Annotated in this window: 20 protein-coding genes; 15 read left to right on the top strand and 5 right to left on the bottom strand. The window is 67.7% G+C overall.

The features are described from left to right. The first annotated feature begins 63 nt into the window (after nt 1-63). From QLQ15_RS00890 to QLQ15_RS00840, 11 genes are all read left to right on the top strand, one after another. Complete coding sequence (locus QLQ15_RS00890; RefSeq protein WP_283210986.1) at nt 64-2,100, top strand: DUF3857 domain-containing transglutaminase family protein; 2,037 nt, start codon at nt 64-66, stop codon at nt 2,098-2,100. Beyond that, nucleotides 2,097-4,358, top strand: coding sequence for a tetratricopeptide repeat protein (locus QLQ15_RS00885; protein ID WP_283210985.1), 2,262 nt, complete (start codon nt 2,097-2,099; stop codon nt 4,356-4,358). The genes QLQ15_RS00890 and QLQ15_RS00885 overlap by 4 nt, the downstream gene beginning before the upstream one ends. 197 nt (nt 4,359-4,555) lie before the next feature. Further along, nucleotides 4,556-6,019 carry a pyruvate kinase gene (gene pyk, locus QLQ15_RS00880; RefSeq protein ID WP_283210984.1) on the top strand — a complete coding sequence of 488 codons (1,464 nt, stop codon included), beginning with the start codon at nt 4,556-4,558 and terminating at the stop codon, nt 6,017-6,019. A 71-nt stretch (nt 6,020-6,090) separates the two neighbouring features. Further along, nucleotides 6,091-6,600: a hypothetical protein gene (locus QLQ15_RS00875; protein ID WP_283210983.1), complete on the top strand. Its 510-nt coding sequence runs from the start codon at nt 6,091-6,093 to the stop codon at nt 6,598-6,600. A gap of 138 nt (nt 6,601-6,738) precedes the next feature. Continuing rightward, nucleotides 6,739-7,749, top strand: a complete 1,011-nt coding sequence (locus QLQ15_RS00870; RefSeq protein WP_283210982.1) for a class I fructose-bisphosphate aldolase — start codon at nt 6,739-6,741, stop codon at nt 7,747-7,749. A 306-nt stretch (nt 7,750-8,055) separates the two neighbouring features. Next, complete coding sequence (gene napE, locus QLQ15_RS00865; protein ID WP_283210981.1) at nt 8,056-8,217, top strand: periplasmic nitrate reductase, NapE protein; 162 nt, start codon at nt 8,056-8,058, stop codon at nt 8,215-8,217. Nucleotides 8,218-8,220: 3 nt separating this feature from the next. Beyond that, complete coding sequence (napF, locus tag QLQ15_RS00860; RefSeq protein ID WP_283210980.1) at nt 8,221-8,724, top strand: ferredoxin-type protein NapF; 504 nt, start codon at nt 8,221-8,223, stop codon at nt 8,722-8,724. Further along, nucleotides 8,721-9,023: a chaperone NapD gene (locus QLQ15_RS00855; RefSeq protein WP_283210979.1), complete on the top strand. Its 303-nt coding sequence runs from the start codon at nt 8,721-8,723 to the stop codon at nt 9,021-9,023. The genes napF and QLQ15_RS00855 overlap by 4 nt, the downstream gene beginning before the upstream one ends. Next, nucleotides 9,020-11,512 carry a periplasmic nitrate reductase subunit alpha gene (gene napA, locus QLQ15_RS00850; RefSeq protein ID WP_283210978.1) on the top strand — a complete coding sequence of 831 codons (2,493 nt, stop codon included), beginning with the start codon at nt 9,020-9,022 and terminating at the stop codon, nt 11,510-11,512. Before QLQ15_RS00855 ends, napA begins: the two co-directional genes overlap by 4 nt. A 10-nt stretch (nt 11,513-11,522) precedes the next feature. Continuing rightward, complete coding sequence (locus QLQ15_RS00845) at nt 11,523-12,143, top strand: nitrate reductase cytochrome c-type subunit (protein ID WP_283210977.1); 621 nt, start codon at nt 11,523-11,525, stop codon at nt 12,141-12,143. Continuing rightward, complete coding sequence (locus QLQ15_RS00840) at nt 12,143-12,739, top strand: cytochrome c3 family protein (RefSeq protein WP_283210976.1); 597 nt, start codon at nt 12,143-12,145, stop codon at nt 12,737-12,739. Before QLQ15_RS00845 ends, QLQ15_RS00840 begins: the two co-directional genes overlap by 1 nt. Before the next feature lie 564 nt (nt 12,740-13,303). Here the strand turns inward: QLQ15_RS00840 and QLQ15_RS00835 are convergent. The 3 genes from QLQ15_RS00835 to cysK are packed head-to-tail and all read right to left on the bottom strand — an operon-like array spanning nt 13,304 to nt 15,192. After that, nucleotides 13,304-13,630: a hypothetical protein gene (locus QLQ15_RS00835; RefSeq protein WP_283210975.1), complete on the bottom strand. Its 327-nt coding sequence runs from the start codon at nt 13,628-13,630 to the stop codon at nt 13,304-13,306. A 58-nt stretch (nt 13,631-13,688) separates the two neighbouring features. Next, nucleotides 13,689-14,207, bottom strand: a complete 519-nt coding sequence (locus QLQ15_RS00830) for an O-acetyl-ADP-ribose deacetylase (RefSeq protein WP_283210974.1) — start codon at nt 14,205-14,207, stop codon at nt 13,689-13,691. A gap of 28 nt (nt 14,208-14,235) precedes the next feature. Further along, nucleotides 14,236-15,192, bottom strand: coding sequence for a cysteine synthase A (gene cysK / locus QLQ15_RS00825; protein ID WP_283210973.1), 957 nt, complete (start codon nt 15,190-15,192; stop codon nt 14,236-14,238). 275 nt (nt 15,193-15,467) lie between these two features. Between cysK and QLQ15_RS00820 the strand changes: the two genes are divergently transcribed. From QLQ15_RS00820 to QLQ15_RS00805, 4 genes are all read left to right on the top strand, one after another. Then, nucleotides 15,468-16,583 carry an efflux RND transporter periplasmic adaptor subunit gene (locus tag QLQ15_RS00820; RefSeq protein ID WP_283210972.1) on the top strand — a complete coding sequence of 372 codons (1,116 nt, stop codon included), beginning with the start codon at nt 15,468-15,470 and terminating at the stop codon, nt 16,581-16,583. Between the two features lie 4 nt (nt 16,584-16,587). Beyond that, a complete protein-coding gene (locus QLQ15_RS00815) occupies nt 16,588-19,713 on the top strand; it encodes an efflux RND transporter permease subunit (RefSeq protein WP_283210971.1) in 3,126 nt (1,041 codons plus the stop codon). Nucleotides 19,714-19,816: 103 nt separating this feature from the next. Then, entirely contained in the window at nt 19,817-20,386 is a 570-nt protein-coding gene (locus QLQ15_RS00810; protein WP_283210970.1) for a GNAT family N-acetyltransferase, read from the top strand. Further along, on the top strand, nt 20,376-21,284 hold the full coding sequence (locus QLQ15_RS00805; RefSeq protein ID WP_283210969.1) for a TrmH family RNA methyltransferase: 909 nt from the start codon (nt 20,376-20,378) through the stop codon (nt 21,282-21,284). Before QLQ15_RS00810 ends, QLQ15_RS00805 begins: the two co-directional genes overlap by 11 nt. Nucleotides 21,285-21,404: 120 nt before the next feature. Here the strand turns inward: QLQ15_RS00805 and QLQ15_RS00800 are convergent, their stop codons facing one another. Beyond that, a complete protein-coding gene (locus QLQ15_RS00800) occupies nt 21,405-22,301 on the bottom strand; it encodes a sensor histidine kinase (protein WP_283210968.1) in 897 nt (298 codons plus the stop codon). A gap of 91 nt (nt 22,302-22,392) precedes the next feature. Then, nucleotides 22,393-23,565 (bottom strand): methyl-accepting chemotaxis protein, encoded by a 1,173-nt coding sequence (locus tag QLQ15_RS00795; protein WP_283213896.1) that lies wholly within the window; start codon nt 23,563-23,565, stop codon nt 22,393-22,395. Nucleotides 23,566-23,658: the final 93 nt, after the last annotated feature.

Raw genomic sequence — 23,658 nt, 5'->3', positions numbered from 1 at the left:
CGCCGGTTGTGGTCGCGCTCCCTGAATCCTTAGTATCGGCGGCGGGACAACGAGGGGATCCGCATGCGGGTTTGGTGGGGGTTGCTGGCGCTCGCGCTGGCTGGTGGAGCGTGGGCCGCCGATACGCAGCACGTGCGCGGCGAGTATCGTTTTTCGGTAGGGGGCGAACCGGCCTTCGTCGAGCGCACCGAGATCGCCGCGCAATGGGATCCGGCCGCGCCCGGTGCCAGCGACGCGCCGTGGCGCTTCTGGCTGTACGACCTCCAGATCGACAACCGCCGCGGCCAGGACGCGTACTACGTCGACTACGTCTTCGAGCCCAAGTCCGCGACGCTGCTGGGCGAGGCCGGTCGATACCAGATCTCCTTCAATCCGGAATACCAGCAGTTGAAGATCCATCGCGTGGAGTTGCGCCGCGGTGGTCGCTGGCTGTCGCGGCTGGCGCCCGAGCGGATTTCGCTGGCGCGCCGCGAGACCGACTTCGAGCAGGACCTCGCCGACGGACAGGTCACCGCACTGATCGTGCTCGACGACGTGCGCGTGGACGACGTGGTGAGGGTCAGCTACACGATCACCGGCACCAATCCGGTACTCGCCGGCAACACCGCAACGGCGATGCCAATGGGCTGGCGCAGTCCGACCCTGGACATGCGTTTCCGTTCGATCTTCGATGCGGGCACCGACGTGGCGGTGCACAGCGAGGGCAAGGCCCCGCAACCGCAGGTGCGCTCCTTCGCCGACCGCGTCGAGGCGACTGCACGGGTCCACGCCGTGCCGGCCTATGTCGACGAGAGCGACTACCCGCGCTGGTACCGGTCGTATCCGCACGTGCAGGCAGCTGCCAGGCGCAGCTGGGCGGACGTGGTGGCGTGGGCGCTGCCGCTGTACCCGAAGGTCGATGCGCTGCCGCCGGACCTGGAGGCGCAGATCGCGCGCTGGCACAAGCTCGGCAGCGACGAGCAACGGCTCAAGGCGGCGCTGCGCGCCGTGCAGGAGCAGGTACGCTACTTCGGCGTGGAGATGGGCGACAACACGCACCGTCCGACGCCGCCGGCGGAAACCTGGACGCGACGCTACGGCGACTGCAAGGACAAGGCCTATCTGCTATCGACGGTGCTGGCACGCATGGGCATCCGTGCCGAGCCGGCGCTCGTGTCGGCGGATCGCGGTCAGGCCGTCGCACAGTACCTGCCGGCGGCCTCGCTGTTCGATCACGTGATCGTTCGCGCGAGCGTGGACAACGCGACGGTATGGGTGGACCCGACGCTGACCTCCGAAGGCGGCAATCCGTCCGAAAGCGACCAGAGCGCCTACGGCCATGCCTTGCCCATCGCGGCCGGCATCACCGCGCTGCAGCCGATCGCGCGGCCGCGCAATGCCCACAACAGCGTGACGGTGGAGGAGCTCTATCGCCCCGCTGCCGACGGTCGCGCGGCGTTGCTGGAAGTGCGCACGCTGTACGAAGGCGACAGCGCGAACTACTCGCGCCGCATGATGGCTCGGGAGCGCCTGGAAGACGTCGCGCGCCGCTACGCCGACTTCTACCGCCAGCGTTTCGGCGAGGTCGAGGTGCAGCAGCCGCCGAGGGTGCAGGATGACCTGGACAGCAATCGCCTGACCATGCTCGAGAGCTACCGCCTGCTTGCGCCCTTCGAGAGCGAGGGCGGGGGGCGGGCGCTGGAGGTCATGGCGGAAAGCCTGTCGCGCGCGACCAGCCTGCCGACAACGGTCGAACGCACCGGACCGCTGTACCTGGGCGAACCGAAGCAGTATTCGCACCGGATCCAGGTCGCACTGCCGCCACAGTGGCGACCGGTGTTCGGCAACGAGGACGAACGGTTCGCCTCGCCCGGCTTCGACTACCGGCGCGGCGTACGGGTCGACGGCGCCAGGGTGGACGTGGTCTACGACATGAAGGTGCTGCAGCCGGAACTCACCGCCGAGCAGGTGAGTGCGCACGTGCAGCAGATGCGCAAGGTGCGCGACAGCCTGTCGGCCAAGCTGAGGTTCCAGGTTCCCACGCAGCTGCAGCGCGATGACCGCGAAGCGCGGCTGAAGGCGCTGCTGCGTGGGGTCATCGACGAGGGCTCCACGCCATGAGCGCACGTTTCCACCGCCGGCTAACGATCGCATTCGCCGCGCTGCTGTTCGGTACCCCGGCCTTCGCGGCCGCGCCGCCGAAGTTCGATGCGGACAAGGCCTGGCAGCAGTTCCTGGCGAAGGGCGACCTGAAGAAAGGATTCGACGCCTTCAACGTGCTCGACGAGGTAGGGTACGACGCCATCAAGGTCGATGCGCAGCGGTGCGCGAGCCAGCAGGGCGCGCTGGCAACGGCCGTGCAGGATGCGCCGATCAGCATCGCGATCCGGCGTGTCGCGTTCCTGTGCGCGCAGGCATTGGGCGACGATGCGGGCGCCGACCGCGAACTCGCGGCGCTGGCCGCGCTGTCGCGCCACGCTCTGGAATCATCGGGCGATCCGGCCGTCAGCCACCCGATCCGCATCCTGGCCCCGGCCGACGCGGTCGCACTGCTGGTGACCAGCGGTCTGCAGACCAGCTATTTCTATTACACCGAGCTGTGGCCCAGGCGTTATCTGCCGTTCGTGGCCGCGGCCTGGGATCCGGAAACGAAGACCGAGCGCCACTACGCGTTCGATGCCATCGATACGATCTACACGCTCGACCGCGACAACGAAGTCTTCGGCAACGTCGCCCTGCGCCACTCCTACTCCATCACCATGGTGAAGTCGTGGGCGGAGGCGGGCGACACGTCCGATGTCGACCTGATGGCCGCACGCAAAGCACACGAGGCGGCTGACCCGCGCGCGAAGGTGGCGGCGTTCAAGCCCGCGGCGCAACAGGGCGGCGTCGTGTCGCTGTCGGCCTGGCTGCTCGTCTGTGACAAATCGCCCTTCAAGGGTTGCGCGGACGATCTGGTGGAGCCGCTGTTGTCAGGCGCGGAGAAGGAGGAGGCGATCCCCACCGTGCTCCTCGCACTCGCGTACGCGCGCGGCATCGGGCTGGAGCGTGACGAAGTGGCCGCGATGAAGCTCCTCGATCGCGCCGACCAGTGGTGGCCAGGGGCAGCCGGGCACTACGCGATGACCTGGGATCTGCTGGACGACGGGCCGTATCCGGCCGCACTGCAGACGCGTCTGGATCGCATGCAGGAGCGCGGCAGCCGAGTGCCCCGCCGCCTGGCGCTGTATCGCAAGGTGGACGACCGGAAGGCGGAACTGTCGGCCTCGGACATCGCCTTCCTCGCGGACCCTGCCGAGAATGGGAACGGTGCTGGTTTCTCGGTGCTGGCGCAGTACTTCGGGCAGCGTCAGCAGGCTGACGAGCGCCGCCGCTGGCTCGAGAAGGCGGCCGCGGCGGGCGCGCCACGCGCGCAAGCGCTGCTGGGCTACGACCTGCTCAATGGCGATGCAGCGGATCGCGATCCTGCGCGTGGCGAGCGGCTCATCCTCGAATCCGCGCACGGCGGAGAGCCCTGGGCGATGCGGCACGTGTCGTCAAACGATCGCAGGGCCGGCCGTTGGACCTCGGCGGCCACCTGGCTCTTTGCGGCGACGCAGATCGCCGACATCGAGGCGGCCTTCGACCTGGCGGGCATGTACCTGCTGGACAAGCCCGACATCGGCACACCCAAGGATGCCGTGGGCCTCTATGAGGTGCTCGCGAACTACCACGATTCCGCGCGCGCGCGTCGTGAACTGGCGGCCCTGGCCGTGGATGGCGTGGGCATGGCAAAGAATCCGGCGCAGGCGCAGAAGTGGCTGCTGGGCGACGCGGAGCGCGGCGATGCGCTGTCGCAGACCCAGCTCGCGATGGGCTATTTCCGCGGCGACTTCGGCAAGGTCGATGAGGCCAGGGGGCAGCAGTGGATCCAGCGCGCCCTGGACGCCAAGGAAGAGCGCGCCTACATCGCGTATGGCAGTTGGCTGTACCACGGCAAGCGCACGCCCGAGGCGCGCGCCAGGGCCATAGCGTTGTGGAACCAGAGCATCGAGGCCGGCCACGACGGGGCGTACAACGAGCTGGCCTGGGCGTGGTGCACCTCGCCCTATCCGGATGCACGCGACGCCGCGCGTGGCATGGCCGCGGCCGAGAAGATGGGCGACCCCGCCGGGCTCGACCTGCCGGAGCAGGACACACTGGCCGCCTGCCACGCGGCCGTGGGGCGTTACCAGCAGGCGGCCGACCTGCAAGCGAAGGCCGTGGAGCGCCTGGATGTGCTCGCACGCGCGGATGGCGCGCGCTTCAAGGCCATGGCGGACGGCTTCCGCGACCGGCTGGCGCTTTACCGGTCCGGACGCGTCTACGTCAGTCCGGAGGACGAAGCGGCAGTGCCCTGATCACGCGACGTTCGCGCACGCGCGGCGTCCTTGCGCCCGCGTGCGTGGCCTCGGGACAGGCAATGGTCTGCTTTCGGGCGGGTGATTTCAGACCACTTCGTGCGATGCGCCGCGGTATGGCGGGCTTGCGGATGCGTTCAATCCGAAATGACAGGCAGCTGTGCTAGCGTCGGCGGGTTCTTTGGACTTCGCATCACATGACGACCAGACGCCGCACCAAGATTCTCGCCACCCTCGGCCCGGCCACCGATCCGCCGGGCGTACTGGATGCACTGCTCACCGCCGGCGTCGATGTCGTCCGGCTCAACTTCTCCCACGGCGATCCGTCCTCGCAGGTCGCGCGCGCCGAAGCGGTGCGCGAGGCCGCGCAGCGTGTCGGCGTGGAGGTCGGCATCCTGGCCGACCTGCCCGGCCCGAAGATCCGCATCGAGCGGTTCGCCGAAGGCCGCGTGCTGCTCAAGACCGGCGACCGCTTCGACCTCGTCGCCAGCATCGATGCGCCCCCGGGCAACCTGCGCGAGGTTGGCGTGAGCTACCTCGGCCTGCCCAATGACGTGCGTCCGGGCGATGTGCTGCTGCTCGACGACGGCCTGCTGCAGCTGCGCGTGGGCGCTGTGGACGGCGAACGCATCATCACCACCGTGCTCAACGACGGCGCGCTGTCGGATCGCAAGGGCCTGAACAAGCTCGGCGGCGGTCTCTCGCTGGGCGCGCTGACCGAGCGCGACAAGGAACTGATCAAGGTCGCTGCGGAACTGGGCGCGGACTTCATCGCCGTGTCGTTCTGCCGCAATGCCGCCGACATGAACGAAGCGCGCCGCATCGCCCGCGAGAACGGCAGCGATGCCGCGCTGGTGGCGAAGGTGGAACGCGCCGAGGCGATCGAGAATCTCTCGGAGATCGTCGACGCCAGCGACGTGGTGATGGTGGCGCGCGGCGACCTGGGCGTGGAGATCGGCGATGCCGAACTGCCGGGCCTGCAGAAGAAGATCATCCGCGAGGCGCTGGAGCGCAACAAGGTCGTCATTACCGCCACGCAGATGCTGCAGTCGATGGTCGACAGCCCGATCCCGACACGCGCGGAAGTGCTGGACGTGGCCAACGCCGTCATCGACGGCACCGACGCGGTGATGCTCTCGCAGGAATCCGCGGCCGGCCGTTATCCGGTCCGCGCGGTGGAAGCGATGGCGCGCATCTGCCTGGGTGCCGAACGCCAGTTCAACCACGACACCGATTTCGAAGCCGCGCCGCGCAACCTCGAACGCGCCGACCAGGCCATCGCCATGGCGGCGATGTTCCTGTCCGAGCACATCGGCGTGCGCGGCATCATCGCCATGACCGAGTCGGGCGGCACCGCGCGCTTCCTGTCACGTTTCCGTTCGCAGGTGCCGATCTATGCGCTGTCGCGCCACGACGGCGCGCGTCGCCGCATGGGCCTGATGCGCGACGTGGTGGCCTACAACTTCGACAGCCGCGGCCTGACCTCGCGCGATGCCGCTCGCAAGGCGGTGAAGGAGCTGTTCGGCCAGGACCTGCTGAGCGTCGGCGACCGCGTGATGTTCACCAGCGGCGACCACATGGAGCAGCTGGGCGCCACCAATACGCTGCGCCTGCTGCAGGTGGGCGAGGGCGGCACTGCCGAGGGGCTGGGAGAACTGTAAGCTTCGTCGCACGGACCACGACGCCTGGGGAGGCGCGGATGACAAGGACGAATGCGTACAGCCTGTTGTGCATGATCATCCGCGCGATTGCGGTGTGGTCGCTGGCGAAAGTCGCGATCGCGCTGCCGGGCTCGGTCGTCGGGTATCGGAGCATGGAACCGCAAACTGGCTTCGGGCCGGGGTGGTTCCTTGCCGCGGCCGCTCTCGGGATACTCGCCATCACTGCGCTGTGGCTGTTCGCCGACAAGCTGGCCAAGCTGGCTCTGGTGCGTCCGCAGGACATGACGTTCGAGAGCGACCTGGCGCCGACAACCTGGCTCGGCATCCTGCTTTCGGCCATTGGCGCCTGGCTCTTCTTCGAAGGCGTGGTCTTCTCCGTCTACCGGTTCACACGCTGGATGATCCTGCTGCGATTCGGCCCAGAACTCGATTCGATCCCCGACACGTGGGCGGATATCGCGTCCATCGGTGTGCAACTGATCCTCGGCGCGGTGCTGGTCCTGCGCGGCCAGGGCCTGTCGCGATGGATCCACCGCATGCGCTACGGCGTCGAGCAGGCGGCGGTCCGGCCAACGGAGTGAAACCGCATACATCCCAACTGGTATTGAATTTCGGGGTGTGTGGTCTGCAAGTTGTTGATTTCAGGTTGCGTAGACCGGCCGTAGCCGGACCGCAGCGGCTATAATGCGAGGCTTCCCACCGCTCCCGCAGGACGACCCATGAGCATCGAACAGCTTGCCGAAACCGCCCTGGCCATGGTGGCCCCCGGCAAGGGCATCATCGCCATCGACGAGTCGGGCGCGACCTGCGCCAAGCGTTTCGCCGGCGTCGGCATCGAGAACACCGAAGAAAACCGTCGCCGCTACCGCGAGCTGCTGCTCACCACGCCGAAGCTGAGCGACTACATCTCCGGCGCCATCCTGTTTGACGAGACCATCCGCCAGTCCACCAGCGATGGCGTGCCGTTCGCCAAGTACATGAGCGACAACGGCATGATTCCGGGCATCAAGGTCGACAAGGGCACGCACAACCTGGCCGGTTTCCCGGGCGAGGTGGTGACCGAAGGCCTGGACGGTCTGCGCGCGCGCCTGGAGGAGTACTACAAGCTCGGCGCCCGCTTCGCCAAGTGGCGCGCTGTGATCAACATCGGCGACGACATCCCGTCGGGCACCTGCATCGACGCCAACACCCACGCGCTGGCCCGTTATGCCGCGCTGTGCCAGGAACAGGGCCTGGTGCCGATGGTCGAGCCGGAAGTGATCATGGACGGCAGCCACGACATCGAGACCTGCTTTGAAGTCACCGAAGTCACGCTGCGTTCGCTGTTCGCGTCGTTGTACGAGCACAACGTGCTGCTGGAAGGCACCATCCTGAAGGCCTCGATGGTCGTGCCGGGCACCACCAGCGGCGAAGATGTGTCTTACGAGGACGTCGCCGCGTCCACGCTGCAGTGCCTGAAGTCGACCGTGCCGGCCACGCTGCCGGGCATCGTGTTCCTGTCGGGTGGCCAGTCGGACGAGGCCGCCACGGCGCACCTCAACGCGATGAACCAGATGGGCCCGAACCCGTGGCCGCTGTCGTTCTCCTACGGCCGCGCCATGCAGGCCGCCGCGCTGAAGCTGTGGTCGCAGGATCTGGTGAACAACTTCGCCAAGGCCCAGCAGACCGTGTACGAGCGCGCCCGCGACAACGGCCTGGCCGCACTGGGCCAGTGGAAGCAGGCTGCGTAAGCCACGTTGCACCGTACGAAGAAAAGCCGGCCCCGCGCCGGCTTTTCTTTTCTGTGCGTATGCGGGCACCGCATACGGGCGTGCCCGCGATCACCGACGAAGGCGAGACCGTCACCTTCACGGCATCGGGTCGCACGACAACAGAAGCACGGTGGCGCAACGCATGGGATTCCCTTGCGCGCACTATCCCCTCTGCCCGGACAAGCCGCCGTGAAGCGACTGAATGGTCTTCACGTCGCGTCGTCGCGGTAGACGGCGTACTATCGCCAGCGTACGCCCGGTCCTCGTGCAGCTGTGGAGCAGTCCATGGAATCGCCACACGAGCTTTCCGCAAAACGTCGGGAACGCGTCGCGTTCCTGCTTCTGACGGCGGTGGTGTTTCCACTGCTGACGGTCATGATCGTGGCCGGGTATGGCTTCCTGGTCTGGATCTGGCAGATGTTCGCCGGTCCACCGACGGGTCACTGAGCCGTGTCCGCCGCGCCCGATCCATCCCGTCGTGCGCTGTTGCTCGGGCGCCGTGCGGCCACGCCGCCGCTGCGCCCGCCGTGGGCGCTGGACGAATCCGCCTTCCTCGATGCCTGCACCGCCTGTGGCGCCTGTGTGGAGCGCTGCCCCGAGCGCGTGCTCGTGCGCGGAGCGGGTGGATACGCGGTGTTCGATCCGCATCTGGGCGAATGCACCTTCTGCGGTGATTGCGTGGACGCCTGCGCGCCGCGCGCGCTCGACCGGACACGCGTGACCGATGCCTTCGACACCATCGCCGTTGCCGGCGACACCTGCCTGCCGCGCCGGGGCGTGGTGTGTTCGAGCTGTCGCGACGGCTGCCCCGAACATGCCATCGCGTTTCCGTTGACCTCGCGCGTGCCTGTGCCGTCGATCGATGCCGCGCGCTGCACCGGCTGTGGCGCCTGCGTGGGCCTGTGTCCGGTCGATGCCATTTCCCTGAAGGCGCACGCCACGGAGCCCGCATGAATTCCGTCGCCGATGAAGTGCACATCGCCAGCTTCGTGGTCCAGCACCGCGCGGAAGCGGCCGGCGCGCTGGCTGCTCACATCGACCAGTCGCCCGACCTGGAGCTGGCGCTGTCCGGCGAGTTCCGCAGCGTGGTGCTGTGCGAGTGCACCGACCAGTACGCCGTGCTCGATCGCATCGACACACTTCGCGCGCTGCCTGGCGTGCTCAACGTCGCCCTTGTCTACCACCACGCCGAGCCGCGCGAAGCGCTCGACGCACCGCTTCCGACCGTTTCCGACACAGGAGCCTCGCCATGACCACCCGTCGCGAGTTCATCCGCAACACTGCCGTCGCCACGGCGGCGGCGGCGGCCGGCATGTCGATGCCGGGCGATGCGGCCAACATCATCACCGAGGGCGACCTGACCGCGCTGAAGTGGGACAAGGCGCCGTGCCGCTTCTGCGGCACCGGCTGTGGCGTCAACGTGGCGGTGAAGAACGGTCGCGTCGTTGCCACGCACGGCGACGTGCATGCCGAGGTCAACCGTGGCATCAACTGCGTCAAGGGCTATTTCCTGTCGAAGATCATGTACGGCGACGACCGCCTGACGACACCGCTGTTGCGCAAGAAGAACGGCGTGTACGCCAAGGACGGCGACTTCACTCCGGTGAGCTGGGACGAAGCCTTCGACGTGATGACCGAGCAGTTCAAGCGCGTGCTCAAGGAAAAGGGTGGCGACGGCATCGGCATGTTCGGCTCCGGACAGTGGACGATCTTCGAGGGCTACGCGGCCAACAAGCTGATGAAGGCCGGGTTCCGCAGCAACCACATCGATCCGAATGCGCGCCATTGCATGGCATCGGCCGTGATGGGCTTCATGCGCACCTTCGGCATGGACGAGCCCATGGGCGTCTACGACGACATCGAGGCCGCCGATGCGTTCGTGCTGTGGGGCTCCAACATGGCCGAGATGCATCCCATCCTGTGGACGCGCATCACCGACCGGCGCCTGTCGCATCCGCACGTGAAGGTGGCGGTGTTGTCGACGTTCGAGCATCGCAGCTTCGAGCTGGCCGACATCCCGATCGTGTTCAAGCCGCACACCGACCTTGTGATGCTCAACTACATCGCCAACCACATCATCAAGAGCGGCAAGGTCAACCGCGATTTCGTCGACAAGCACACCAGTTTCAAGCGCGGAAACCAGGACATCGGCTACGGCCTGCGCCCGGACAATCCGCTGGAGGTGAAGGCGAAGAACGCCAAGGACCCGGGCGGCGGTGAGGTGATCAGCTTCGACGACTTCGCCGCGTTCGTCGCACCGTACACGCTCGAAAAGACCGTGGAGATGACCGGCGTGGAGCGCGGCTGGCTGGAGAAGCTGGCCGAGTTGTACGCCGACCCGAAGGTCAAGGTGATGTCCACCTGGACGATGGGCTTCAACCAGCACACGCGCGGCGTGTGGTGCAACAACATGATCTACAACATCCACCTGCTGACGGGGAAGATCTCCACACCCGGCAACAGCCCGTTCTCGCTGACGGGCCAGCCGTCGGCGTGTGGCACCGCGCGCGAGGTGGGTACCTTCAGCCACCGCCTGCCGGCCGACATGCTGGTGGCCAATCCCGAGCACCGCAAGCACGCCGAGGAGATCTGGAAGATCCCGCACGGCATCATCAAGGCCAAGCCCGGTTACCACGCCGTCGAGCAGAACCGCATGCTCAAGGACGGCAAGCTCAACGCCTACTGGGTGCAGGTCAACAACAACATGCAGGCGGCGGCCAATCTCTACGAGGAGACCTGGCCGGGCTATCGCAATCCGAAGAACTTCATCGTCGTCTCCGATGCGTATCCCACCGTCACCGCGCAGGCCGCGGACCTGATCCTGCCCACGGCGATGTGGGTGGAGAAGGAAGGCGCGTACGGCAACGCCGAGCGACGCACGCAGTTCTGGCATCAGCTGGTGAACGCGCCGGCGCAGGCGCGATCGGACCTGTGGCAGCTGATGGAATTCTCCAAGCGCTTCACCACCGACGAATGCTGGCCGGCGGAGATCCTGGCGGCCAACCCGCAGTTCAAGGGCAAGACGCTGTTCGACGTGCTGTACCGCAACGGCAACGTCGACCGCTTCCCGGTGTCGGACATCGAGCCCGGCTACGCCAACGACGAATCCACCCACTTCAACTTCTACGTGCAGAAGGGCCTGTTCGAGGAGTACGCGGTGTTCGGTCGCGGACACGGCCACGACCTGGCGCCGTTCGACGACTACCACCGCGCGCGCGGCCTGCGCTGGCCGGTGGTCAACGGACGCGAGACGCGCTGGCGTTACCGCGAGGGTTCCGATCCCTACGTGAAGCCCGGTACCGGCTTCCAGTTCTACGGAAATCCGGACGGACGCGCGGTGATCTGGGCGCTGCCTTACGAGCCGCCCGCGGAATCGCCGGACAAGGAGTTCGACCTGTGGCTGGTGACCGGCCGCGTGCTGGAACACTGGCATTCGGGCTCGATGACGATGCGGGTGCCGGAGCTGTTCCGCAGCTTCCCCACGGCGATGATCTTCATGAACCCGGACGATGCGCGAGCGCGCGGCCTCAAGCGTGGCGATGATGTGCGCGTGATTTCGCGGCGCGGCGAGATGCGCACGCGCGTGGAGACGCGCGGACGCAACCGCATGCCGCCGGGCGTGGTGTTCGTGCCGTGGTTCGACGCCGGACAGCTGATCAACAAGGTCACGCTGGATGCGACCGATCCGATCTCCAAACAGACCGATTACAAGAAGTGCGCGGTCAAGGTCCTGAGCGCATAGGAGCCTCGCCATGAGCAACGCATTCACGCGCAATCGCCTGCTGTGGTTCGCCGGGGGACTCGTTCTGGCGGTGATCGTGCTGGTGTTCGTGGCCGGCTGGCTGGCCGGACGCACCACCGCACGCCATGACGAGGAACGGGCGGCGCGCGCTGCGACGCAGGCCGCACACGCGCCCGCGGCAGGCTCCGCGCTCGGTCGGACCGACATGCAGCAGATCGACGCGCTGCGTCGCGGCATTCCCGTCGACCAGGAGGCCGCACCGATGCCGCTGGCACGCGTGGAGAACGCCGATCGCCGGCGCGAACGCGCGTACCCGATGCAGCCGCCGACGATTCCGCACGCCATCGATGGGTATCAGGTCGACAAGAACAGCAACCGCTGCATGCTCTGCCACGCGCGCGCCAATGCCGAGAAGTTCCAGGCGCCGCCGGTGAGCGTCACGCACTACATGGACCGTGACGACCAGTTCCTGGCCGCGATCTCGCCGCGCCGCTACTTCTGTAACCAGTGCCACGTGGTGCAGACCGACGCGCGTTTGCTGGTGGGCAACCACTTCCAGACCATCGACGAAGTCATGGCGGCTGCCGAAGCCGGCACTGCCACCGCCGAAGCCTCGGGGAAAGTGCAGTGATGCGCCGCCTGTGGGAGTGGCTCGAACCCTACTGGCGCACGCTGCGCAGGCCGAGCGTGCACTACAGCCTGGGCTTTCTTGTCGCCGCCGGCTTCGTCGCGGGCATCCTGTTCTGGGGCGGTTTCAACACCGCGCTGGAAGCGACCAACACGGAGAAGTTCTGCACCAGCTGCCATGAGATGCACGACAACGTGTTCCAGGAGTTGAAGCAGACGATCCACTACAGCAACCGTTCCGGCGTGCGCGCGACGTGCCCTGATTGCCATGTGCCGCACCAGTGGACCGACAAGATCGCGCGCAAGATGCAGGCGTCGAAGGAAGTGTGGGGCAAGATCTTCGGCACGGTGAACACGCGCGAGAAGTTCATCGACAAGCGGCTGGAACTGGCGATGCACGAATGGGCGCGTCTGAAGGCCAACGATTCGCTGGAATGCCGCAACTGCCACGACTACCAGTCGATGGACCTCACCCGCCAGAGTTCGCGCGCCGCACAGATCCACAAGCGTTGGCTGCACACGCGCGAGAAGACCTGCATCGACTGCCACAAGGGCATCGCGCACCAGCTCCCCGACATGGCGGGAGTGCCGCAGGGGTGAGGCAGGCCGCTACGCGGCACTGCCGCGTGGCCTGCCGAACGCCCGGCCATGGATGGCCGGGCCGGGCGACCCGAAGCCCGTCGCGTGACGCCAGGGATGGCGACAGCAACGCCTACGAAGTCGGTGCCTCGCGCGGCACTGCCGCGTGGCCTGCCGAACGCCCGGCCATGGATGGCCGGGCCGGGCGACCCGAAGCCCGTCGCGTGACGCCAGGGATGGCAACGGCAACGCCAATGAAGTCAGTGCTTCGCGCGCGGCAATGCCGCGACCGCCATCCCCGCGAAGGCGGAGATCCGTGGGCGTTGTTGTTGCCGTCGCTTTGCACGCCGAAGCAGGCATCGACGATCTGCAACGCGTCGCATGCCCCGGCCCTCACCCCAACCCCTCTCCCGGCGGGAGAGGGGCTAAGCAGGCAGTTCTGCTTCCGGCCGTCATCCCCGCGAAGGGGATCCGTGGACGTCGTTGTCGCCGTTGCCTGCACGCTGAAGCAAGCATCGATCCGCAACGCATCCCATGCCCCGGCCCCCAACCCTCTCCCGGTGGGAGAGGGGCCAAAACACAACGTCAATCCTTCCCGACCGTATCGTCCTTCACCTCGCACACCCCGTTCTTCTTCCCCGGTCCCGTATACGACACCGACGTGCTCCCGTCCGGCGTACGCGAGATGGAAACCGTCACGCCGGTCTTGGCGTCCTTGGCCTCGAAGTAGTTGTCGTTGAACCGCTTGAGCTTGGCTTCCTTGCCGTTGACATAGACCGGTCCGCCTTCGTCGGCGTGCACGGACAATCCGCCGGGGCATTCGGCGTTGAGCAGCGGAATCGCGGCGTTCGCCGCCGGCGCCGCAACGAGCATCGCGGCCAGCAGGGAAACGGAGAGGGATGTTGGCTTCATGCGAAGGCTCCAGCAGGCGGGGAGCACGCAGTCTTGCAGTGGGGCCGTTCGCGTACGGTCAACGCAGGGCCTGTCGGTACAGTGCCGCCATCGACTCTCCGAAACACGCGAATATCACCTGCGCCGGAGCGTCGTGGACATCCCCCCACGCGCGCACTTCGGCCACGGCCGTCGATACCGCCTTTTCCGGTGGATAGCCGTACACCCCGCAGCTGATCGCCGGAAACGCGATCGACGCAACGCCATGGTCGACGGCGAGTCGAAGGCTGTTGCGGTAACACTCGGCCAACCGCTCCGGCTCGCCGTCGCGGCCGCCGTGCCAGACCGGCCCGACGGTGTGGATGATGTGCCGCGCCTTCAGTCGATGGCCGCCCGTGATCCGCGCTTCGCCGGTGGGGCAGCGCACGTGCGGACTCACCATCGCGATGACGCTGCATTCCTCCGACAGCCCGGGACCGGCGGCGCGGTGGATCGCCCCATCGACGCCGCCACCGCCGGCCAGTGCCGGATTGGCGGCGTTGACGATGGCGTCCACGTCGAGCGCGGTGATGTCGCCTTCGAACACCTCGATACGCATGCGGATTGTCCGTGCGTGAAGTCGCCGGTCAGGACAGGCCGGCCAGCCACTCGTCGTCGGACCCCTCGTTCACGCCCTCGAAGAGGAACGTGCTGAGGTAACGCTCGCCGGTGTCGGGCAGCATGGTCAGGATGACCGCGCCTTCCTCGGCATTGCGCGCGACTTCCAGCGCCGCCGCGGCTGTGGCGCCGGCGGAGATGCCGACGAAGATGCCTTCCTCCGTCGCCAGCCGCCGTGCGGTGTCGCGCGCCAGCACGTCGTCGATGGGCAGGATGGCGTCGGCCACGTCGCGATTGAGCACTTCCGGCACGAAGTCCGGCGTCCAGCCCTGGATCTTGTGCGGCTGCCATTCCTTGCCCGACAGCAACGCCGCGCCCGCGGGTTCGCACGTGGTCACGCGCACGTCCGGGCGCGCCACCTTCAACACTTCGCCCACGCCGGTCAGGGTGCCGCCGGTGCCCCAGCCGGTCACGAAGTGATCGAGCCGGCGCCCGGCGAAGTCGCGCAGGATCTCGGCCGCCGTGGTCTGCCGGTGATAGGCCGGGTTGGCCGGGTTGGTGAACTGGCGGGCCAGGAACCAGCCGTGTTGCTTGGCCAGCGCCTCGGCGCGACGGACCATGCCGCTGCCGCGTTCGGCAGCGGGCGTGAGGATCAGCTTGGCCCCGTAGGCGCGCATCAGCTTGCGGCGCTCCATCGAGAACGAATCGCTCATCACCGCCACGAACTTGTAACCGCGCGCGGCGCAGACCATCGCCAGGGCCACGCCGGTGTTTCCGGAGGTGGCTTCCACCACCGTGTCTCCCGGCTTCAGCAGGCCGCGTTCCTCGGCGTCCAGGACGATGGCCAGGGCCAACCGGTCCTTGACCGAGCCGCCGGGATTGAAGGCTTCGACCTTGGCGTACAGCGTCACGTGGGACGGGCCGAGGCGGTGCAGCCGCACCACTGGGGTGCGGCCGATGGTGTCGAGGATGCTCTCGTGAATCATGGGGAAACTCCTGGGCGAAGGGTGGGGCCGGGGCAGGAGGTCGGCCGGGCCGTTGCGAAGGGCGCGGCGGCGGTCGCGGGCATGCACGAGACCGTCACCGGAGAGTGCCACAGTCGGGATTCAAGTCACGTTTTCCGGGCACCGGAGCGGCCATCCGGGCCCCCTCGGCCGCCGGTGTGCGCAATGAGCTGTCAACCAATGGCCCACGCAGGCGTTGGTACTCCACCGCTAGAATCGGCAAGTTTGGGCAGCCGCCGTCCACTGTAGAGAGCCGCATGCAATTCAGTTCCAGATCCAGGACCAGCGTGGCCTGGGCCGCGTTCCGCGCCACCACCTCGCTGGTCCTCGTCCTCGCCGTTACCGCATGTGGCAGCAACGGCGCGGAGCAGCGCGGCGGCGGCGATCGACCCATCCCGGTGACCACGCAGCAGGTGCGCATGCAGCCGTGGAGCGACACCGTGCTCGCGCTGGGCAATGTCAAGGCGCGCGAATCGATCACGGTCACCGCGAAGGTCAGCGAGACCGTGCAGGACGTGCATTTCGACAGCGGCGACGTCGTCAAGGCCGGTGCACCGCTGATCACGCTGACCGGCCGCCAGCAGCAGGCCGCGTTCGAACAGGCGCAGGCCACCGCCAACGAAGCCGAGCGGCTGTACAAGCGCCAGCAGGAACTCGCCGACCAGCAGCTCATCGCGCGTTCGTCGCTGGACACGCAGATGGCGATCCGCGACGCCGCACGCGCGCGCGTCGCGCAGATGCGCGCCGACATCGGCGACCGCGTGATCCGCGCGCCGTTCGGCGGCGTGCTGGGCATCCGCCAGGTCAGTCCGGGTGCGCTGGTGACGCCGGGCACGGCCATCGCCACGCTGGACGACACCGCGCGCGTGTACGTCGATTTCCCGGTGCCCGAAGCGATGCTCGCCACGCTCGGCGTCGGCCAGAAGGTCGCCGGTACCAGCACCGCGTATCCGGGCCGCACGTTCGAGGGCCAGGTGAGCACCGTGGATGCGCGCATCGACGAAGCCACGCGTTCGGTCGTGGTGCGCGGCGACTTCGCCAACCCCGAACGCCTGCTGCGTCCCGGCATGCTGATGCAGGTGACGCTGTCGCGTCCGCAGCGCCTTGCGCTGCTGGTGCCGGAAATCTCCATCGTGCAGGTCGGCACGGATTCGTTCGTGTACCGCGTCAAGCCGGACCAGTCGGTCGAGCGCGTGGACGTGAAGGTCGGTGGCCGTCGCGACGGGCTGGCGGAAATCACGCAGGGCCTGAACGAGAACGACCGCATCGTGGTGGACGGCACCGGCAAGCTGCGCGTGGGCAGCCGCATCGTCGACGCAGCCGGCGACCGGCCGGCGGCGGCGAAGGTGGACGCCGAGCCCAAGCAGGGTTGATGCGATGAACCTTTCCGATCTCTCCATCCGCCGCCCCGTGTTCGCCACGGTGATGAGCCTGCTCATCATCGTGCTGGGCGTGATGGCGTTCTCGCGCCTCACGCTGCGCGAACTGCCAGCGATCGACCCGCCGATCGTGTCGGTCGACGTGAACTACCCGGGCGCTTCCGCGGCCGTGGTGGAGACGCGCATCACCCAGATCCTGGAAGACGCGCTGGCGGGCATCGAGGGTATCGAGACCATCGAATCGCGCAGCGTCAACGGACGCGCGTCGATCAGCATCGAGTTCACCCTGTCGCGCGAGATCGAGGCCGCGGCCAACGACGTGCGCGATGCGGTCAGCCGCGTCACCAACCGTCTGCCGGAAGAAGCCGACCCGCCGCAGGTGGAAAAGGTTGAAGCCGACGCGGACCCGATCGTGTGGCTCAACATGAGTTCCACGCGCATGGACACGCTGCAGCTGTCCGACTACGCCGAACGCTATGTCGTCGACCGCCTGTCGTCGGTGGACGGCGTGGCGCAGGTGCGCATCGGCGGCCAGCAGCGCTACGCGATGCGCATCTGGCTGGACCGCGATGCGCTGGCCGCGCGCGGCATCACCGTCAACGAAGTCGAGGCGGCGCTGAGCCGCGAGAACGTCGAACTTCCGGCCGGCCGCATCGAATCCAACGCGCGCGATTTCACCCTGCGCGTGGCACGCAGCTACCAGAAGCCGGAGGATTTCGCGCAGATCCCGCTGGGCAAGGGGCCCGACGGTTACGTCGTGCGCCTGGGTGACGTGTCGAGGATCGAGCTGGCTTCGGCCGAACGCCGTGCCTACTACCGCAGTAACGGTGAGCCCAACATCGGCCTGGGCATCGTCAAGACGTCCACCGCCAACAGCCTGGACGTGGCGCGCGCCGTTCGTGAAGAAGCCGAGAAGGTGCAGAAGACGCTGCCGGAAGGCACCAAGATCTTCGTCGCCTTCGACACCACCGTGTTCATCGAATCGGCGGTGGAGCGCGTGTACCACACGCTGATCGAAGCGATCGTGCTGGTGCTGATCGTGATCTGGCTGTTCCTGGGCAGCTTCCGCGCCGCGCTGATCCCTGCCGTGACGGTGCCGGTGTGCCTTATCGCCGCCTTCATCCCGCTGTACCTGTTCGGCTTCTCGATCAACCTGCTCACGCTGCTGGCGCTGGTGCTGTGCATCGGCCTGGTGGTGGACGACGCCATCGTCGTGCTGGAGAACATCCAGCGCCGTACCGACCTGGGCGAGCCGCGCCTGGTCGCGGCCAAGCGCGGCACCAAGCAGGTCGCCTTCGCGGTGATCGCGACCACCGCGGTGCTGGTGGCCGTGTTCCTGCCGGTGGGCTTCATGGAAGGCAACACCGGCCGTCTGTTCCGCGAGTTGTCCGTTGCGCTTGCCGGTGCGGTGGCGATCTCCGCCTTCGTCGCGCTGACGCTGACGCCGATGATGTCCTCCAAGCTGGTGCGCCCGCACAGCGAGGAGAAGTCCAACGTCGTCAACCGCTGGGTGAACGCACGCCTGGACGCGCTGGGCAAGCGCTACAAGCGCTTCCTCGATACCAGCGTCGAACACCCGTGGTGGTTCGGTGCGCTGATGCTCGCCGCCATCGCGCTGAGCTTCGTGCTGTTCAAGGTGGTGCCGTCGGAGCTGGCGCCGCCGGAAGACCGCGGCTCGTTCCAGATCACCATCCAGGGCCCGGAAGGCGCCGGTTTTGACTACACCGTCAACCAGGTGCAGCAGGTCGAGAAGATCGTTGCCTCGCATACCGGCAAGGGCCAGGTGATCCAGCGCTACAACCCGCGCGTGCCGGGCGGTTTCGGCGCAAGCGAGGAAATGCACACCGGCCGCATCGCCGTGTTCCTGCAGGACTGGAAGGATCGCGACGTGAGCACCGCGCAGGTGGCCGACGACCTGCGTGCCGAACTGGGCAGCCTGCCCGGCGTGCGCGCGATGCCGCAGGTCAGTGGCGGCCTGGTGCGCACGCGCGGCCAGCCGATCAACATCGTGCTGGGCGGCCCGGAATACGCGGAGCTGGCGCAGTGGCGCGACAAGCTCATCGCGAAGATGGAGCAGAACCCGGGCTTCTTCTCGGTCGATTCGGACTACAAGGAAACGCGGCCGCAGATGCGCGTGGAGATCGACCGCCAGCGCGCCGCCGACCTGGGCGTGCCGGTGACCGACATCGGCCACGCGCTGGAAACCATGATGGGCAGCCGCCGCGTCACGACGTTCGTGCAGAACGGCGAGGAATACGACGTCATCGTGCAGTCCGACCGTGAACTGCGCGCTTCGCCGGCCGACCTGGCCGCGATCCAGGTGCGCGCGCGCGACGGGGCGCTGGTGCCGTTGTCCAATCTGGTGACACTGCGCGAACTCGCCGAACCCGGCAGCCTCAACCGCTTCAACCGCCTGCGCGCCATCACCATCAGCGCCGGCATCGCGCCGGGTTACCGCCTGGGCGATGCGATCAAGTGGCTGGACGAGGCGGTGCGCACGGAGCTGCCGGAGCACGCGCAGATCGACTGGAAGGGCGAGTCGCGCGAATACATGAAGGCCGGCGGTGCGGTGCTGATGACCTTCACGCTGGCGCTGCTGGTGGTGTACCTGGTGCTCGCCGCGCAGTTCGAAAGCTTCATCCACCCGTTCGTGATCATGCTGACGGTGCCGCTGGGCGTGCTCGGCGCGCTGATCGGCCTGGCCCTCACCGGCGGTACGCTCAATCTGTTCAGTCAGATCGGCATCGTGATGCTGGTGGGCCTGGCCGCGAAGAACGGCATCCTGATCGTGGAGTTCGCCAACCAGCTGCGCGATGAAGGCCGCAGCATCCACCAGGCCATCGTCGAGGCATCGACGGTTCGCCTGCGCCCGATCCTGATGACCTCCATCGCCACCGTGGTGGGTGCGATCCCGCTGGTGCTGGCCGGCGGCCCGGGTTCGGCCAGCCGCGCGACCATCGGCATCGTGGTGATCTTCGGCGTGTCGTTCTCCACGCTGCTCTCGCTGTTCGTCGTGCCGGCGTTCTACGTGCTGCTGGCCAAGTACACGCGTTCGCCCGAAGCGGTCACGCAGGAGCTGGAAAAGCTGGAGGCGGAAACGCCGTCGGTGGGCGGACACGCGTAAACCCACATCGCGCCCGCTCCGGGAAGGGGCGGGCGCTCCGCGGCGGGGCCACCTGAACGCCGCATTCGGACTTCACATGCTCTGCACGGGTACCCTTGTGCGCATGGCCGTTCATCTTCCCGCCCGCGAATCCACCGACGTCCGCCTTGGCGGCGACGGCTTCGTGCTGCGGTCGTGGCGTCCGGACGATCTGGATTCGCTCGTGCGCCACGCCAACGATGCGCGCGTCGTGCGTGGCCTGAGCGATCGCTTCCCGCATCCGTACACACGCGAGTCCGGCGAACGCTTCCTGGCGGGCGAGATCGTCGACCTGCGCGATCCGGTATTCGCCATCGAGGTGGATGGCGAGGCGTGCGGCGGCATCGGTGCGCGTCCGGGCGAGGACGAGCGCGTGCACTCGGCGGAAATGGGCTACTGGCTGGGCCAGGCGCTATGGGGCCGTGGCCTGATGACGCGCGTCGTGGCGCGGTACGTGCCGTGGCTGATGGCCGAGCGCGCGCTGTTCCGCCTGCAGGCGACGGTGCTGGATTTCAACGAAGCCTCCGCCCGCGTGCTGCTGAAGAACGGTTTTCAAGAAGAAGGCGTGCTCCGCTGCGCCGTCGTGAAGTCCGGCGAACCGCGCGATCTGCGTCTGTTCGCCAAAGTGAGAAGGAGCCTGTCCGATGCGTCATGACCCGCCCAACCGTCCGCCGCGCGGCCCGCGTCCGCCCGGCGATGCGCAGCCCTGGGGTCGCGCCGAGGTTCGCGGCCGCAAGGAACGATTCGCCGAGCGCACCGCGAGCGTCCAGCATGTGCACGCCGAAGACGAGCACGACGAGGCCGCGCACGCGTTGCGCGAGCGCCGCAGCGCGGAACTGCGGCTGTATGGCCTGAATGCCGTCAACGCCGTGTTCCATCGCCGCCCGCAGGCGATCCGCAAGCTCTACCTGGCCGAGGCGCGCATTCCCGCGCTGCAGCCGCTGCTGAAATGGTGCGTGGCCAATCGCGTCGGCTATCGCGTGGTCGACGAACTGGACCTCCACAAGCTGGCCGCCAGCAGCCACCACGAGGGCGTCGTGGCCGATGTGTTGCGCGAAGAGCCCGAGTCGGTATCCACCTGGCTGCGCGATCTTCCGGCCGGGCCGCAATGCGCGATCTGGCTGGACGGCGTGGGCAACCCGCACAACTTCGGCGCGATCCTGCGCTCGGCCGCGCATTTCGGCGTGTCGGCGATCCTGTTGCCCAAGCATTCCACGCTGGCGCTGTCCGGTGCGGCCGCGCGCGTGGCCGAAGGCGGTGCCGAGGCCGTGCCGCTGGTGCGCCTGGGGCGCAGCGACAACGCCATCGCGCAGCTGCGCAGCGCCGGATTCACGCTCGCCGCGACCGTGGTGAAGGGCGGCAGCGACCTGTTCACGGCCGCCGTGCCGCAGCGGACGATCTATGTGCTCGGCGCCGAAGGCGAGGGCATGGACCGCGAACTCGCCCAGGCCTGTGACCTGCGCCTGTCCATTCCCGGCACCGGTGCGGTGGAAAGTCTCAACGTGGCTTCCGCGGCCGCGGTGTTGTTGTCGGCATGGCGCGCGAAGCGCTGAAGCGGAAGGAATACGGGCCCCCGCGAGAAGATGTCATCCCCGCAACGGCGGGGACCCAACACTGCGTGCATCACGCTCGGCGGATCGTGTGACCCGCCGCAAGCATGTGCGATTGGCGCGCTAGGGGGCGGTCGGTGCCCGCAACGGCAAACACGCGCGCACGCACGTGCCCGCACCGGGCACGGTTTCGATGTCGAACGTGCCGCCGATCTGCTGCGCGCGCTCGCGCATGGTGATCAGCCCCAGGCCGCTGGACCTCGCCGGATCGAAGCCCCGGCCGTCGTCGATGACCGTGAGCAGCAGTTGGTCGCCGCGCGGCGCCAGCATCACGGTGACGTGGCTGGCGCCCGAATGGCGCAGCACATTGGTGAGCGCTTCCTGCGCGATTCGGAATGTCGCCAGCTCGACCGCAGGATCGGGGCGTTCCGGCAGCGGTGCGAGGTCCAGTTCCAGCGCGGGCTGACCGCCGCGGAACAGGCGTTCGCACTGCCAGCGCAGGGCCGCGACCAGGCCCAGCGCATCCAGTTGCGGCGGACGCAGCAGGATGGAGATGTCGCGCAGCTTGGCGATGGTCTGGTCGGAGATGCCGACGATCTCCTCCACGATCTCCCGCCGTCCCGCATCGTCCTCGCCGTCCAGTGAAGTGGCGGACATCTTGATGGCCGAGATGGCCTGGCCGATGTCGTCGTGCAGTTCGCGCGAGAGGGTACGGCGCTCCTTCTCCTGCACCTCGATGAGATGACCGGCCAGCGCGTGCAGGTCCTGCTGTTGGCGCTGCAGGTGCATGGCGAGCTCCTCCTCGCGCGCATCCGAGCAGGTGCGGCGCAGCATCAGGAACAGCATCACCGCGACGATGGGCAGCGACAGCGCATTGGCGATCCAGTGCGCGGCATCGCCGAACCAGCGGCGCAGTTCCAGCGCCAGGCCCGGTGCCACCAGTACCATCCAGGCCATGGCCAGCGCGGCCATCGCAACGCACAGCAGGAAACCGCTGCGCCCACGCAAACGGGCGCGCAAGCCTGCGCGCCCGTGGGCGGGGTCCGGCAGGGGCCCGGAAGGCCCCATCGGAGGCGATGGAGGGATCGTGTTCATCCCGTCGCGGTGTGGTTCAGAAGAGCTCGACGCTACCAGCATCCATCGACTGCTGCATCACTGCCTTGTGCGGCGGGCGCTCCCACTCGCTGCGCATCTGCGCGATGCGGTGGCCGAGCTGGCTCAGGGCCTGGCGGACCTCGGCGTCGGCGCGATCGGCGCGGTGCAGCAGCTGGTGCAGGGTGGTGGCCTCGCGGTTGATGGCGCTCAGGCGTTCCAGGTGCGTGTTCGCCGCGCCCAGGGCCTGGGTGGCGATGTCCTCGAACTGCAGCGAACGCACCGCTTCGGCGACGGAGCCGTCGATCGCGCGGCCGCAGTCGGCGATCTCGCGCATGCCATTGCCCAGGCCGCGGTTGATGCCGTCCACGCGCTCCAGCATCGCGGCGGCTTCGACGCGCGCACCGCGGGAGCGGTCCATGTCGCGCGACGCCATCGTGCTGACCGTGTCGCGGACGCGGGCGATGGAATCCTTGGAGCTGTGCGCAAGCTTGCGGATCTGCTCGTTGAATGCGGTCGAGCGCTCGGACAGGTTGCGCACTTCGTCGGCGACGACCGCGAAGCCGCGGCCCGCCTCGCCGGCACGCGCCGCTTCGATCGCTGCGTTGAGCGCCAGCAGGTTGGTCTGGTCGGCGATGGACTTCACGTCTTCCAGCAGCGCGAAGATGCCGTCCAGGTGCTCGGCCATCGCGTCGATGTGGGTCACCGTGTTGGTGCTCTGGCCGCTGACGGCTTCCAGCGCCTCGACCAGCTGCTCCATCTGTTGGCTGGCCTGCAGCGCGAAGCGCGAGACGTCGACGCCACCGTGGTCGCCATCGGTGCGGTCGATCAGGCGCGTCACCACTTCGCTCTGTTCGCGCGACTTGCGGTTGACCGCTTCGAAGCTCACGCCGAGCTTGGCGACCGACTCGCGGATGAGGGTACGGGTGCGGTCGATCTCGCCGCGCGATCCCTGCACTTCGGAATTGACGAAGGTGCGCAGGTCGTCCAGCAGGCGGGTCTGCTCGCGCAGCATCGCCGCGTCGTTGTGGCTGGGGCGCTGCATGGTCCAGGCGAAGCCCAGCCACGCCAGCGTCATGGCCACCAGTGCGCCCCATCGCACGGCATCGGGCCAGCCTGCCGCTTCGGCGGCGATCAGGAGGGTAGTCAGCGCCACGGGCGCTGCAAGGCGAATCAGTACACGGGAATCCATCATCGATCTCACCGAATGGGGCAACCTTGATAACGGCCGTCGCGGCGGCTGCTTTAGTGCGGAAATGCAGGAAAAAAACGGGTTGTCGTGAAC

Origin of the sequence: Lysobacter stagni (assembly GCF_030053425.1) — a bacterium.
In the GTDB taxonomy this organism is placed as follows: domain Bacteria; phylum Pseudomonadota; class Gammaproteobacteria; order Xanthomonadales; family Xanthomonadaceae; genus Lysobacter_J; species Lysobacter_J stagni.
This window is presented reverse-complemented; position numbering and strand designations above follow the sequence as displayed.

Bases quoted from the DNA above. Each gene is read 5' to 3' on its own strand.
- QLQ15_RS00855 (WP_283210979.1), top strand. From the start codon at position 8,721: ATGAATTCCGTCGCCGATGAAGTGCACATCGCCAGCTTCGTGGTCCAG.
- cysK (WP_283210973.1), bottom strand. From the start codon at position 15,192: ATGATTCACGAGAGCATCCTCGACACCATCGGCCGCACCCCAGTGGTG.
- pyk (WP_283210984.1), top strand. From the start codon at position 4,556: ATGACGACCAGACGCCGCACCAAGATTCTCGCCACCCTCGGCCCGGCC.
- QLQ15_RS00810 (WP_283210970.1), top strand. From the start codon at position 19,817: ATGGCCGTTCATCTTCCCGCCCGCGAATCCACCGACGTCCGCCTTGGC.
- QLQ15_RS00805 (WP_283210969.1), top strand. From the start codon at position 20,376: ATGCGTCATGACCCGCCCAACCGTCCGCCGCGCGGCCCGCGTCCGCCC.
- napE (WP_283210981.1), top strand. From the start codon at position 8,056: ATGGAATCGCCACACGAGCTTTCCGCAAAACGTCGGGAACGCGTCGCG.
- QLQ15_RS00795 (WP_283213896.1), bottom strand. From the start codon at position 23,565: ATGGATTCCCGTGTACTGATTCGCCTTGCAGCGCCCGTGGCGCTGACT.
- QLQ15_RS00820 (WP_283210972.1), top strand. From the start codon at position 15,468: ATGCAATTCAGTTCCAGATCCAGGACCAGCGTGGCCTGGGCCGCGTTC.
- QLQ15_RS00815 (WP_283210971.1), top strand. From the start codon at position 16,588: ATGAACCTTTCCGATCTCTCCATCCGCCGCCCCGTGTTCGCCACGGTG.
- QLQ15_RS00890 (WP_283210986.1), top strand. From the start codon at position 64: ATGCGGGTTTGGTGGGGGTTGCTGGCGCTCGCGCTGGCTGGTGGAGCG.
- QLQ15_RS00840 (WP_283210976.1), top strand. From the start codon at position 12,143: ATGCGCCGCCTGTGGGAGTGGCTCGAACCCTACTGGCGCACGCTGCGC.
- QLQ15_RS00845 (WP_283210977.1), top strand. From the start codon at position 11,523: ATGAGCAACGCATTCACGCGCAATCGCCTGCTGTGGTTCGCCGGGGGA.
- QLQ15_RS00870 (WP_283210982.1), top strand. From the start codon at position 6,739: ATGAGCATCGAACAGCTTGCCGAAACCGCCCTGGCCATGGTGGCCCCC.
- QLQ15_RS00830 (WP_283210974.1), bottom strand. From the start codon at position 14,207: ATGCGTATCGAGGTGTTCGAAGGCGACATCACCGCGCTCGACGTGGAC.
- napA (WP_283210978.1), top strand. From the start codon at position 9,020: ATGACCACCCGTCGCGAGTTCATCCGCAACACTGCCGTCGCCACGGCG.
- QLQ15_RS00885 (WP_283210985.1), top strand. From the start codon at position 2,097: ATGAGCGCACGTTTCCACCGCCGGCTAACGATCGCATTCGCCGCGCTG.
- QLQ15_RS00875 (WP_283210983.1), top strand. From the start codon at position 6,091: ATGATCATCCGCGCGATTGCGGTGTGGTCGCTGGCGAAAGTCGCGATC.
- QLQ15_RS00835 (WP_283210975.1), bottom strand. From the start codon at position 13,630: ATGAAGCCAACATCCCTCTCCGTTTCCCTGCTGGCCGCGATGCTCGTT.